The organism is Ruegeria profundi, from assembly GCF_001507545.1.
Lineage (GTDB): Bacteria > Pseudomonadota > Alphaproteobacteria > Rhodobacterales > Rhodobacteraceae > Ruegeria > Ruegeria profundi.
This window is the reverse complement of record NZ_LQBP01000001.1, coordinates 455,319-467,018: the sequence shown is the minus strand read 5'-3', so window position 1 is coordinate 467,018 and position 11,700 is coordinate 455,319. Positions and strand designations below refer to the sequence as shown.

Here is an 11,700-nt window from a genome sequence, read left to right as displayed (position 1 = left end):
AAGCCCAACCAATAAGGTGGGGCTTTTCGATTCATGCACGGTCCGGTTTTCAGGCCAGCATGACCATCGGGTTTTCGAGGTTATCGACGATGGCTTGTAGCAGTTGTGCGCCAAGCGCGCCGTCAATGACTCTGTGATCGACCGACATTGTGACTGACATCACGGTGGCAACCGTCAACTCTCCGTCATCGCCCACCACCGGTTTTTTGAGGCCGGTGCCGACTGCAAGAATACCGGCATGGGGTGGGTTCACGATTGCGTCGAAATTGTCGATGCCGAACATGCCCAGGTTCGAGACTGCGAAGGTACCGCCTTGGTATTCATGCGGGGCCAGCTTGCGGTCGCGCGCACGGGCTGCAAGGTCTTTCATCTCAGTTGACAGAGCTGACAGAGATTTCGTGTCAGCATCCTGCAAGACCGGGGTGAACAGGCCGCCCTCAATAGCGACGGCAACGGCCACATCCGAAGGTTTCAGCTGCAATACGCGGTCACCGGCCCAAACTGCGTTGCATTCAGGGACCTGCTGCAAAGCGTTAGCGACAGCTTTGATGATAAAGTCGTTAACGCTGAGCTTTACGCCACGGCCTTCCAGTTGTTTGTTCAACTGGCCGCGGAATTTCAGCAGCGCGTCCAGCTTGATGTCGCGGCGCAGGTAGAAATGCGGGATGGTCTGTTTGGCTTCGGACAGGCGTGTGGCAATCGTTTTGCGCATACCGTCGAGTTTGATTTCCTCATATTCCCGACCTTCGTACATCTTGGCGACAGCATCCGCTGATGGTCCTGCCGGGGCGGCTGCGGGTGCAGGTGCTGCCTGAGCCGAGGCAGGTGCGGACGCCGGAGCAGATGCGGTCGCGCTTTCAACGTCTGCTTTGACGATACGGCCATGCGGCCCGGACCCCTTGATCTGCGATAGGTCAAGACCTTTCTGAGCGGCAATCCTGCGGGCCAGCGGAGACGCGAAAATGCGACCGCCATCGGCCTTGACCGGAGCAGCCGGGGCAGGGGCAGGCGCCTCGGGCGCCGCAGGAGCGGCGGCCTCGTTGCCTGCGGAGGCTTCTGGCGAAGCCTCCGGTGCTGCTGTGGGTGTGGCAGCGATATCATCGGCGCTTTCACCCTCTTCCAGCAGAACCGCAATTGCGGTGTTGACCTTTACCCCTTCAGAGCCTTCGGGGACCAGGATTTTGCCAATGGTGCCTTCATCGACAGCCTCGAACTCCATCGTTGCCTTGTCGGTTTCAATCTCGGCCAGCAGGTCGCCGGAGGACACGGTATCGCCTTCCTTGACCAGCCATTTTGCAAGTGTGCCTTCCTCCATCGTCGGTGAAAGGGCGGGCATCAGAATTTCGGTGGGCATCTGTCTGTCGCTCCTTACCGGTAGGTCACTTGTTTGACGGCGGCGATCACCTCATCGGTGGTAATCAGGGCCAGCTTTTCAAGGTTTGCTGCGTACGGCATCGGAACATCCTTACCGGTGCAGTTGATTACGGGCGCATCAAGGTAGTCGAACGCTTCCTGCATCACGACCGAGCTGATGTAGCTGCCGACGGAACCCTGCGGCCAACCTTCTTCGACGGTTACCAGGCGGTTGGTCTTCATAACCGAGTTGATGATTGCGCCGGTGTCCATTGGACGAAGGGTGCGCAGGTCGAGCACCTCGGCGTTGATGCCTTCCTCGGCCAGCTTGTCGGCGGCTTCCAATGCGTATTGCATACCGATGCCAAAGCTGACGATGGTTACATCCGATCCCTCGCGCCAGATGCGGGCCTTGCCCAGCGGGATGGTCAGATCATCGACTTGCGGCACATCGGACGAGCGACCGTATAAGATCTCGTTTTCCAGAAAGACCACCGGGTTGGGGTCACGGATTGCCGATTTTAACAGACCTTTTGCATCGGCTGCCGAATAGGGCATAACGACCTTCAGACCCGGGATTTGCATATACCATGCGGCGTAGTCCTGACTGTGCTGAGCAGCCACGCGGGCGGCAGCACCATTAGGACCACGGAAAACGATGGGGCAACCCATCTGACCACCGGACATATACAGCGTTTTGGCGGCAGAGTTGATGATCTGGTCAATCGCCTGCATGGCGAAGTTGAAGGTCATGAACTCGACAATCGGCTTCAATCCGCCAAAGGCTGAGCCAACGGCGATCCCGGCAAAGCCGTGCTCGGTGATCGGGGTGTCGATCACGCGCTTGCTGCCGAACTCGTCCAGAAGACCCTGAGAGACTTTGTAGGCGCCTTGGTACTCCGCGACCTCTTCGCCCATCAGGTAAACATCTGCGTCGCTGCGCATCTCTTCGGCCATCGCATCGCGCAACGCTTCACGCACGGTTTGCTGCGCCATTTCCGCGTCGGCGGGCCAGTCAGGCGACAGATCGACCTTCGGAGCGGCAGGGGCTGATGATGCGGCAGGAGCGGGGGCCTCAACCGCCGCTGGGGCGGCCTCAGCCTCCGCTGCGGCTGCGGGCGCAGCCTCGGGCAGGGCGGACGCGTCTTCGCCTTCTTCGACCAGGATCGCGATGGGGGTGTTGACCTTAACCCCTTCAGTGCCTTCTTCGATCAGGATTTTGCCAACGATACCTTCGTCGACTGCTTCGAATTCCATAGTTGCCTTGTCAGTTTCGATCTCGGCCATGATGTCGCCCGAGGAAACGGTATCGCCTTCTTTAACCAGCCATTTGGCCAGCGTGCCCTCTTCCATCGTGGGTGAGAGCGCGGGCATAAGAATTTCGGTTGCCATGTCTTATTCGTCCTCTCAGGCGTAGATATCGGTCCAGAGCTCTTCGACGGAAGGCTCGGGGCTTTCTTTCGAGAATTCGGCGGCCTGATTGACGATCTCTTTGATTTCCTTGTCGATCGCCTTCAGATCATCCTCGGTTGCATGTTTGCCGGTCAGCAACAGCTCGCGCACGTGCTCGATCGGGTCGCTTTGTTCGCGGACTTTCTGAACCTCTTCGCGGGTGCGGTACTTGGCCGGGTCGGACATCGAGTGGCCGCGATAGCGATACGTCTTGATTTCCAGGATGTACGGACCTTTTCCGGCGCGACAATGGGCAACGGCCTTTTCGCCAGCGGCTTTCACCGCAAGCACATCCATGCCGTCGACGATTTCACCCGGAATGCCAAACGCCTCACCACGGTGGTAGATATCCTTGGTCGAAGTCGAACGGGCCTGAGAGGTTCCCATCGCATACTGGTTATTCTCGATCACGAACACCACAGGCAGGCTCCAGATCGCGGCCATGTTGAACGTCTCATAGACCTGACCCTGGTTGGCAGCACCGTCCCCAAAATAGGTGAAGGTCACACCGCCGTTTTCCTTGTACTTGTCGGCAAAGGCCAGCCCTGCTCCAAGCGGTACCTGCGCGGCGACGATGCCGTGACCGCCGTAAAAGTGCTTTTCTTTCGAGAACATGTGCATCGAGCCGCCCTTACCTTTGGACAGCCCGCCGATGCGTCCGGTCAGTTCAGCCATCACACCGCCTGGCTCCATCCCGCAGGCAAGCATGTGACCGTGGTCCCGGTAGGACGTGATGCGCTTGTCGCCCTCTTTGGCGGCGGCCTCAAGGCCCACGACGACGGCTTCCTGCCCGATGTAGAGGTGGCAGAACCCACCGATCAGACCCATGCCATACAGCTGACCAGCCTTTTCTTCGAATCGGCGGATCAACAGCATTTCGCGGTAATACGTTTTGAGTTCTTCCGCAGAAACGTTTGGTTTCTTTGTGGTTTTTCGCGCAGCCATTGTGGCGATCTCCCCCTTTCGGACAGATAGTTTAGCGTTAAACTATTTCATAAAGCATTTCCGTCAATCTTGCGAGGGTAAATGTTACGCGGTGTCGGATGTGCGAATTCCGGCGTTTGGCTTGTGGCCAGGCTCGCGGTTGAAACGCGTTGTCAGGCTGGGTTCAGCGGATCACGATTTCGTCCGAGCGGATCATGCCGAGAACTGAACGCGCCTGTTGGTCCAGCAGATCAAGATCCAGATAGGTGTCGGACAAACGACGTGTCAGGTTTTCCATTTCCGCGATCTCGGCCTCAAGCTTGGCAAGATCGCGCGACAGGGCGTCCCGTTCTGCTGCAATTTCGACCCGTCTGAACAGGCCATAGTCACCCTGCACGGCGGCAAAGGTGAAGTACACACCCAGCATAAATGCCACCATGAAGAAGACGACTGCGCCCAAGCCGGGTCGATGAGAACGGGACACTCTGTTTACCGCCGTATGAAGTTTGCCTCAATAACGTGCCCTTTTCGGGCATCTCAAAGCACTATGTCACAGGTGATTCGGGTTGTGAATCCCTTACCTGGTTTTTTTCACGTGTAGGTGGTTGATAATCACTGCCACGTTTTCAGAACCTCGTTTCGCGCCAGCGTCTGTTCTTCCATGCAGCTCCAGTAGAACATCGCGTCTGCGCTGCCACCTGCCGATAGGTTGGGCTCGCAGGTCGCATCCCGTGTTTTCAACCACGCGCGCTGCTGCTCCAGCAGGGCTTGTCCGTCACCGCGCGCGTCTGCCAAAGGTTTGACTTCGCCCCAGATGCGGTTGAGTTCACGGTCCGCGATCTCCCACTTTTCCTTGGCGCAGAAATTGAGGTCGAACTGGGTTTGGCCATTGCAACTGGATTGCGCGACAGCAGACGGTGGAAGCAAGGCAGCTATCAGAAATGCAAGGCCTCTCATGGCAAAATCTCCGCTTGGACGGCGATCCTACCATGAGCAGTGCCATTTGCCCAAAATTGACCAGATGATTAACCTTCCAGCGCGGCGACGCCCGGCAGGGTTTTGCCCTCCATCCACTCAAGAAATGCGCCACCTGCTGTTGAGATGTAAGAGAAATCTGCTGCCGCACCGGACGCATTCAGCGCGGCCACGGTATCGCCCCCGCCTGCGACGGACACCAAATTGCCCGCGCGGGTAAGCTCCGCCGCCTTTAGCGCTGCGGCATCAGTCGCGGCGTTGAACGGTACGATCTCAAAAGCACCCAACGGGCCATTCCAGATCAGGGTCCGGCTTTTGGCAAAGATGTCCGAGATGGCTGCGACACTTTCGGGACCGGCATCAAGGATCATGCCGTCATCGGTGCATTGATTGGCAGGCAGCACTTCGTGCGCCGCGTTGGCTGCAAACTCTGCGGCAACAACCACGTCCGAAGGCAGGACAATCGTGCAGCCCGCGCTTTCGGCTTTGGCCAGAATTTCAGCTGCGGTGTCTTTCATCGCGGTTTCGGCCAGCGACTTGCCGACATTCAACCCCTTTGCGACGAGGAAAGTGTTCGCCATACCGCCGCCGATCACCAGAAAATCCACCTTGTTGATCAGGTTGCCCAGCAGTTCCAGCTTAGTCGACACTTTTGCCCCACCAACCACGGCAGTCACGGGCCGCTTGGGATCACCCAAAGCACCCTCCAGCGCCTCAAGCTCGGCCTGCATCAAACGACCCGCGCAGGAGGGCAGCAGGCGGGCGATAGCCTCGGTCGAGCTGTGGGCGCGATGCGCGGCCGAGAAGGCATCGTTGCAGTAAACCTCACCAAGCTTGGCCATACCTGCGGCCAATTCGGCGTCATTCTTCGTTTCAGCTGCGTGAAAACGCGTGTTTTCCAACAGCAGAACCTGACCCGATGGCAGTGCGTCCGCGGCCTGTTCAGCCTCGGCACCGACGCAATCGGGGGCGAAACGGACAGCGGCACCAAAGGCGGTTTCAAGAGCAGGAACCAATTGCTGCAATGACAGGTCCATTTTCCGTTCGCCCCCGGGACGACCGAAATGAGCCAACAGGATTGGCTTCCCGCCAGCTGCAAGAACATCGCGAACAGTCGGCACGATGCGCTGAATGCGGGTATCGTCCGTCACCACCCCGTCAGCGACCGGTACGTTGATATCCACACGTGTCAGCACGCGTTTGCCGTTCAGGTCCATATCGTCAAGAGTTTTCCAGCCCATCGCGCAATCCTTGGTATTTTGAAACAGATTTAGGCGGTTCTTTTCCTGCATTTTGTCCTCAGGTCAATGCGTCACTTGGCATTCAGGCGCATGGCGAATAGGTAAATGCGCAAGACAAACGACAGGAGGGCCACATGGCCGAGATCAAGGATCCCGAAAACACCATCATCATCGAACTGAAAGATGGCAAGGTCGTCATTGAACTGCTGCCCGACGTGGCACCGCAGCACAGTGCCCGGATGAAGGAACTGGCGCGCGGCGGTGAATATGACAACGTGGCTTTCCACCGTGTGATCGATGGTTTTATGGCGCAGACTGGTGACGTGCAGCACGGCGATATGGAAGACGGGTTCAACATTCGCATGGCGGGAACTGGCGGCTCGTCGCTGCCCAACGTACCGGCAGAGTTCTCAAAGCTTCCGCATGATCGCGGAACTCTGGGCGCGGCGCGGTCGCAGAACCCAGACTCGGCGAACTCGCAATTCTTCATCAACTTCAAGGACAATCACTTCCTGAACGGCCAATACACCGTTTACGGCCGTGTGATCGACGGAATGGAGCATGTGGACGCTATCGTACGTGGTGAGCCGCCTGCGAACCCGGACCGCATGATCAGCGTCAAGGTGGCAGCAGATGTATAAACTGGCCGCAGCATTTGTCCTGCTGGCCAGTCCCGCGCTGGCTACAGGCCTACAGATCGAGATCGAAGGTGAGGGAGCCAATGGGACGGTCACCGTCGATCTATTCGAAGATCTCGCCCCGAAGCATGTTGAACAGATCAGCACCCTCGCCGCCGAGGGCAAGTATGATGGCGTCGTGTTCCACCGCGTGATCGACGGTTTCATGGCGCAGACCGGGGATGTTGAGTTTGGTCGCATCGGAGGCGACATGCGCCGGGCGGGCACCGGCGGGTCGGATCGACCCGATTTGCCAGCCGAATTCTCGGACTTCAACTATGACCGCGGTGTGGTGGGCATGGCGCGGGCGCAGGACCCGGACAGTGCGAACTCGCAATTCTTCATCATGTTTGAACCGGGTCCATTCCTGAACGGCCAGTACACGGTTGTTGGGCAGGTTACTGACGGCATGGATGTGGTTGATATGATCAAGCGGGGCGACGGACCCAACGGTGCTGTGATTGGTCAGCCCGATGTGATGAAAACGGTTACCGTAACTGAATGAATAGAAAAGCCCCGGAGTTGATCGCTGCGGGGCTTTCCTCTTGCAATTGTTTAGTCGTCGCCCATCGCTTGCCAGATAAGCGCACCAATAGCGGCACCGACTAATGGGGCAACCCAGAACAGCCAAAGCTGCGCCAAAGCTGGTCCATCAGCAAATAGAGCCACACCAGTCGAACGCGCGGGATTTACTGATGTGTTCGTTACAGGGATGGAAATCAGGTGGATCAGCGTAAGGCACAGCCCAATAGCGATCGGAGCAAACCCTTCGGGTGCAAAATTGGATGTTGCGCCAAGAATGACCACGACGAAGAATGCGGTCATCACGATCTCGATCACCAGCGCCGAAGTCAGCGAATATCCCTCGGGTGAAGCCTCGCCGTATCCGTTTGTGGCAAAACTGCCGACGCCCTCAAAGCCTGGCGCGCCACTCACGATCAGGTATAGCACTGCGGCGGCAGCAATCGCGCCGATTACTTGTGCGATCCAATAGGGAATCAGTTCGCTTGCCGGGAACCTGCCGCCTATCATCAGGCCGAGGCTGACTGCCGGGTTGAAATGTCCGCCCGAGATATGCCCGACAGCATAAGCCATCGTCAAAACGGTCAGTCCAAAGGCAAAGGAAACACCCAGCCATCCGATGCCAACATCAGCAACGCCTGCCGCTAATACTGCACTCCCGCAGCCGCCGAGTACCAACCAGAACGTACCGAAAAACTCGGCCATAAGTTTTGGAAACATGAAAAGTCCTCCCGAAAACAACGGGTTTCACTATAATTCATTTATTACTATTTGATAGCTACTTGCAAAACTACACAGATTGAACCGGCTTAATTCCAGCTGACGGGGTCGAGTCGAAACAGTTTGGAAAGCTGTGCATAGACATCGGGCACAGCAGCTTTCAACTGTTTTGGCTGTTCAAAGAAGACCTCGACCGAAACGGCAAAAAATTCTTCGTGGCCTACCGCTCCGTAAGGGTCAATGACGGTATGCCTGCCATGCTCGACCGCGTTTACATGGGCGTCATAGGCAGTCAGAAACACGCGTTCCCACTCTGCAAAGCTTTGCCCGTCGCTCAGGATCGGAACGCCATTGGTTCCGCCGGACATGTCGTCGACCTGATGTGCAAACTCGTGCAAAACGACGTTCTGGCCGTCATGGTCATTTGCCGCGCCTTTGCGGCTGTGTGACCAGGATAGAATCACGGGTCCGCGATCCCAGCTTTCGCCGGTGCGAACGATTTCTTTTTCGCTCACGACATAGCCGTCCTGCCTGCGTTGCCGCGACTTAAACGCATTTGGGTAGATCAGGATGGTGGTCAGATGATCGTACCATTGGTCACTGTTGACCAGCAGCAGGCTGGCTTGCGCAGCGATGGCAAGCTCCATCTCTTCGGTGACCTCAAGCCCATCGCACCCAAAAAAGCGGACCTGATCCAGAAACAGGTTTACCTTGCCATCAAGCTTGGCGCGCAGGTCAGAGGGCAGTCGGCGGATCAGCGGGACTTGCTGTTCGATAACCTTGCGCTGATGGTCGGTCAGTGATGTCGAAAGCAGCCGTTGCCGAGCTTGGGATTTTGACCAATGGCGGTACAGGAAGAAGCCGACAATCAGCAGCAGGACAGAGAAAAAGATCAGCATAGAGAGACTTTATACCGACCTTTTCGTTCAGCAAGAGCAAAGAAAAACGCCGCAGGGCAACCTGCGGCGCTCAATCGTTCTGCAACAGGCAGAGTGTTACTGTTTGACCTCAGCCGCGGGGTTTGCACCCGGCTTTGCGCTGCGGCCAGGGTTCAGTGGATCGTCCTGACGCTGCACCGAGCCTTCGAAATGCGCGCCGCTTTCGATGGCAATGGTCTTGTGGATAATGTCGCCCTCGACCCGCGCAGTTGACGTTAGGCGTACTTTCAAGCCCCGCACACGGCCTACGATGCGGCCGTTCACGACGACGTCGTCTGCGGTGACTTCACCCTTGATGGTCGCCGTTTCGCCGATAGTCAGCAGATGCGCGCGGATGTCGCCCTCTACGGTACCTTCGACCTGAATGTCGCCCGATGTCTTGAGGTTGCCGGTGATGTGCAGGTCAGACGACAGAACTGATGCCGGAGGCTTGGGCTTTGGCGCGGTACTGGCCTTGTTTTCTGCGGGTGCAGGTGCCGCCGGTTTCGCCGGTGCCGCGGGTTTCGCCGCCTCTTGGGCGTTGGACGCGGGCTCGTTGATTTTGCTTTTAGAAAACATTTCTCGCAGCCTTGATGTAAGTCATTGGGTTAACAGGTTTTCCATTAACGCGCACTTCATAGTGCAAATGCGTTCCGGTAGACCGTCCAGTGCTACCCATATCAGCAATATGATCCCCGCGCGAGACCCTTTGACCAACCTTTACGCGGATCTTGGTATTATGAGCGTAAAGCGTCTCAATTCCAAAGGCGTGTTTGATTTTCACCAAGCGTCCAAAACCGGATTGCCAGCCTGCCTGGGTGACCACTCCGTCAGCCGTCGCAAAGATATCGGTGCCATGCGCGCCAGCGAAATCTGCGCCGTTATGCATGCGCCGACCACCCGTTTTGGGATCGCGCCGCTTTCCGAATCCGCTGGTGTAACGGACAGCTGCGTGCACAGGGCTGGCAAAGGGGGCTTTTTCGGCGGCGATGCGGTACAGGTTAAGCTGATCCATCTGTTGCAGAAGCACGTTGGCGCGGATTTCGTCCGGCGTCAGTTCCCCGCCGCGCGTGCTGAACGAAATGGGTGTCAGGGGGCCGCCCATGCCGCTGTACCCGCGGCGGATCTCTTCGATGATGCGGTCCGTAGGCATGCCGGCCTGGCGGAACATCTTGTCCAGAGGCTCAACCGAAATCACCATCGCCTCTTCCAGCTGGCGGAAAATCTCGTCGCTGCGTTCCTGCATCAGCTGGATTTCCAGCTCTAGTTCTTCACGCTGTTCCAGCGCGTTTTGTGCGTCTGAGGCGATCTGATCGCGTTCCTGCGCGGTGCGAGCCAGCGCCTCAGTCATGAAGGTCATCTGTTCGGGCGCGGCCAAGGCGGTCACGTACGTATCGCTCTCGCCGGCTTCTGCCTGCAGGCTGGCCAGCTCAGCGCGAGCCTCTTCGCGCTGCTTCATTGTGGCGCGCAGGGTGGTCTGAATGACCTCGATACCGGTTTCAAGCTCACGGCGGCGGTTTTCCGACGCCAAAAGCTCGGATTGCATCGCTGATATCTGCTCAAGCGCTGCGTTGAACCGGTCATGCGCGGCAAGCGCTTCAATCGCGCGGGCGTCGCGTTCGGCGGACAGGACGTTCAGACGCTCTTGATAGGTTGCCTGATCCCGTTTGGCCTGCTCGCGGAAATTGCCTGATCCGATGCTGTCCATCAACAGGATCGCTGTCGCGACGGCCGTCCATCCTATGATTACGGACACCCCGGCAACGGCGGCCACCTGCGTTTCCGAGCTGAGCCGGATAAACCGCGTATCGTTATCAGATTTCAGAAAGACCCGGCGCTCCGGGAAATACCGTTCGAACAGTGAGTGTAGTTTTATTGCCAGACGGGTTCGCACGCGTCTATACCTCTCATCCCCATGATCGGGACCGGTCGTGAGCGTCCGCCGTCCCTTGGCGCATTGCATAAATGGCGCACTGGATTAGGGCAAGTTTGTTAACCTGTTCACCCTTAAAACCATCTTTTTCCCGCCAATTCTCGGCGGGAAATTGCCGAAAACACTGATTTGAGCAAACCTAATCCGCGCTGCCGGGCGCCGGCAGATCCTCGGTCAGTGGCCAGTAAAAGTCAGGCGGTAGTCCGGCTTCGGCGCGTTTCTCCTCATTGAAAGGAGGTTTGAGAACGCCGTGGAAATAACGCCGGACCAATTGGTGAAACACGTCTTTGGGATCGGCATTTTCACGCCCGCACAAGAAGTGAAACCATTTCGAGCCATAGGCCACATGCCCGACCTCTTCGGCGTAGATCACTTCCAGCGCGGCGATGGCCTGTTCGTCCTTGGCCTTTCGGAAGATGTTGATCATGCCGGGTGTCACATCCAACCCGCGCGCCTCAAGCACCATGGGAACGACAGCCAAACGGCCCATCAGATCGTCGGCGGTGTCCTCTGCCGCGCGCCACATGCCGGCATGGGCGGGCAGGGCACCATAATAACTGCCCATGTTTTCAAGGCAGTCGCAGACCATCTCGAAATGGCGTGACTCTTCCTCGGCGCATTTAACCCAATCATCATAAAACCCGATCGGCATGGGCACGTGCCCGAACCGGGCGATGATGTCCCAGTGCAGGTCGACGGCGTTCAACTCGATATGCGCCACTGCGTGCAGCAAGGCGATGCGGCCAGCCTCGGAGCCGGGCTTGCGTTTGGGAACTTCGCGCGGAGAAAGAAGCTCGGGCCGCTCGGGGCGGGCAGGCTGCAACGGAGGTGTCGCTGTGCCGATTTCAATTGCGGGTGACTCACCCTTGCGCGCGGCAAACCATGTTGCGGCGTGGCGCTTGGAAAGGGCGGTTTTTTCCCGCCCATCCGCCGTGGTCAGAATTTCGGTCGCCATCTGAGTTAACGTCTTGGACACCGGGTATCTC

At 57.7% G+C, this 11,700-nt stretch carries 13 protein-coding genes; 2 read left to right on the top strand and 11 right to left on the bottom strand.

Features of this window, described 5'->3' with window-relative positions:
• Positions 1-49: 49 nt before the first annotated feature.
• The 6 genes from AVO44_RS02295 to AVO44_RS02270 all read right to left on the bottom strand — a co-directional run bounded on the left by AVO44_RS02295 (position 50) and on the right by AVO44_RS02270 (position 5,945).
• Complete coding sequence (locus AVO44_RS02295) at positions 50-1,354, bottom strand: pyruvate dehydrogenase complex dihydrolipoamide acetyltransferase (protein ID WP_068331936.1); 1,305 nt, start codon at positions 1,352-1,354, stop codon at positions 50-52.
• A 14-nt stretch (positions 1,355-1,368) separates the two neighbouring features.
• Positions 1,369-2,745 carry a pyruvate dehydrogenase complex E1 component subunit beta gene (locus tag AVO44_RS02290; protein ID WP_068331933.1) on the bottom strand — a complete coding sequence of 459 codons (1,377 nt, stop codon included), beginning with the start codon at positions 2,743-2,745 and terminating at the stop codon, positions 1,369-1,371.
• A 15-nt stretch (positions 2,746-2,760) separates the two neighbouring features.
• Positions 2,761-3,750 carry a pyruvate dehydrogenase (acetyl-transferring) E1 component subunit alpha gene (pdhA, locus tag AVO44_RS02285; RefSeq protein WP_068331930.1) on the bottom strand — a complete coding sequence of 330 codons (990 nt, stop codon included), beginning with the start codon at positions 3,748-3,750 and terminating at the stop codon, positions 2,761-2,763.
• A gap of 163 nt (positions 3,751-3,913) precedes the next feature.
• Complete coding sequence (locus AVO44_RS02280) at positions 3,914-4,213, bottom strand: FtsB family cell division protein (RefSeq protein WP_068331927.1); 300 nt, start codon at positions 4,211-4,213, stop codon at positions 3,914-3,916.
• A gap of 128 nt (positions 4,214-4,341) precedes the next feature.
• Positions 4,342-4,686 (bottom strand): lysozyme inhibitor LprI family protein, encoded by a 345-nt coding sequence (locus AVO44_RS02275; protein ID WP_068331924.1) that lies wholly within the window; start codon positions 4,684-4,686, stop codon positions 4,342-4,344.
• A gap of 68 nt (positions 4,687-4,754) precedes the next feature.
• Complete coding sequence (locus AVO44_RS02270) at positions 4,755-5,945, bottom strand: phosphoglycerate kinase (RefSeq protein WP_068332650.1); 1,191 nt, start codon at positions 5,943-5,945, stop codon at positions 4,755-4,757.
• Positions 5,946-6,079: 134 nt separating this feature from the next.
• On the opposite strand from AVO44_RS02270, the gene AVO44_RS02265 reads away from it, so the two are divergent.
• Positions 6,080-6,586, top strand: a complete 507-nt coding sequence (locus tag AVO44_RS02265) for a peptidylprolyl isomerase (RefSeq protein ID WP_068331921.1) — start codon at positions 6,080-6,082, stop codon at positions 6,584-6,586.
• Entirely contained in the window at positions 6,579-7,127 is a 549-nt protein-coding gene (locus tag AVO44_RS02260; protein ID WP_068331919.1) for a peptidylprolyl isomerase, read from the top strand. The genes AVO44_RS02265 and AVO44_RS02260 overlap by 8 nt, the downstream gene beginning before the upstream one ends.
• Positions 7,128-7,177: 50 nt before the next feature.
• Here the strand turns inward: AVO44_RS02260 and aqpZ are convergent, their stop codons facing one another.
• The 5 genes from aqpZ to AVO44_RS02235 form a co-directional block, all read right to left on the bottom strand.
• On the bottom strand, positions 7,178-7,864 hold the full coding sequence (aqpZ, locus tag AVO44_RS02255; protein ID WP_068331916.1) for an aquaporin Z: 687 nt from the start codon (positions 7,862-7,864) through the stop codon (positions 7,178-7,180).
• 89 nt (positions 7,865-7,953) lie between these two features.
• The gene (locus AVO44_RS02250; protein WP_068331913.1) at positions 7,954-8,763 is read right to left on the bottom strand and encodes a M90 family metallopeptidase; all 810 of its coding nucleotides are present in this window, start codon (positions 8,761-8,763) and stop codon (positions 7,954-7,956) included.
• A 96-nt stretch (positions 8,764-8,859) separates the two neighbouring features.
• Complete coding sequence (locus tag AVO44_RS02245; RefSeq protein ID WP_068331912.1) at positions 8,860-9,360, bottom strand: bactofilin family protein; 501 nt, start codon at positions 9,358-9,360, stop codon at positions 8,860-8,862.
• Complete coding sequence (locus tag AVO44_RS02240) at positions 9,350-10,675, bottom strand: M23 family metallopeptidase (protein WP_068331909.1); 1,326 nt, start codon at positions 10,673-10,675, stop codon at positions 9,350-9,352. Before AVO44_RS02240 ends, AVO44_RS02245 begins: the two co-directional genes overlap by 11 nt.
• A gap of 178 nt (positions 10,676-10,853) precedes the next feature.
• Complete coding sequence (locus AVO44_RS02235) at positions 10,854-11,669, bottom strand: ferritin-like domain-containing protein (protein ID WP_068331906.1); 816 nt, start codon at positions 11,667-11,669, stop codon at positions 10,854-10,856.
• Positions 11,670-11,700 lie beyond the last annotated feature (31 nt).

What these genes read in the sequence shown, in the direction of transcription:
- AVO44_RS02295 (WP_068331936.1), bottom strand. Translation starts at nt 1,354, where the DNA reads ATGCCCACCGAAATTCTGATGCCCGCCCTTTCACCGACGATGGAGGAA.
- AVO44_RS02290 (WP_068331933.1), bottom strand. Translation starts at nt 2,745, where the DNA reads ATGGCAACCGAAATTCTTATGCCCGCGCTCTCACCCACGATGGAAGAG.
- pdhA (WP_068331930.1), bottom strand. Translation starts at nt 3,750, where the DNA reads ATGGCTGCGCGAAAAACCACAAAGAAACCAAACGTTTCTGCGGAAGAA.
- AVO44_RS02275 (WP_068331924.1), bottom strand. Translation starts at nt 4,686, where the DNA reads ATGAGAGGCCTTGCATTTCTGATAGCTGCCTTGCTTCCACCGTCTGCT.
- AVO44_RS02270 (WP_068332650.1), bottom strand. Translation starts at nt 5,945, where the DNA reads ATGGGCTGGAAAACTCTTGACGATATGGACCTGAACGGCAAACGCGTG.
- AVO44_RS02265 (WP_068331921.1), top strand. Translation starts at nt 6,080, where the DNA reads ATGGCCGAGATCAAGGATCCCGAAAACACCATCATCATCGAACTGAAA.
- AVO44_RS02260 (WP_068331919.1), top strand. Translation starts at nt 6,579, where the DNA reads ATGTATAAACTGGCCGCAGCATTTGTCCTGCTGGCCAGTCCCGCGCTG.
- aqpZ (WP_068331916.1), bottom strand. Translation starts at nt 7,864, where the DNA reads ATGTTTCCAAAACTTATGGCCGAGTTTTTCGGTACGTTCTGGTTGGTA.
- AVO44_RS02250 (WP_068331913.1), bottom strand. Translation starts at nt 8,763, where the DNA reads ATGCTGATCTTTTTCTCTGTCCTGCTGCTGATTGTCGGCTTCTTCCTG.
- AVO44_RS02245 (WP_068331912.1), bottom strand. Translation starts at nt 9,360, where the DNA reads ATGTTTTCTAAAAGCAAAATCAACGAGCCCGCGTCCAACGCCCAAGAG.
- AVO44_RS02235 (WP_068331906.1), bottom strand. Translation starts at nt 11,669, where the DNA reads ATGGCGACCGAAATTCTGACCACGGCGGATGGGCGGGAAAAAACCGCC.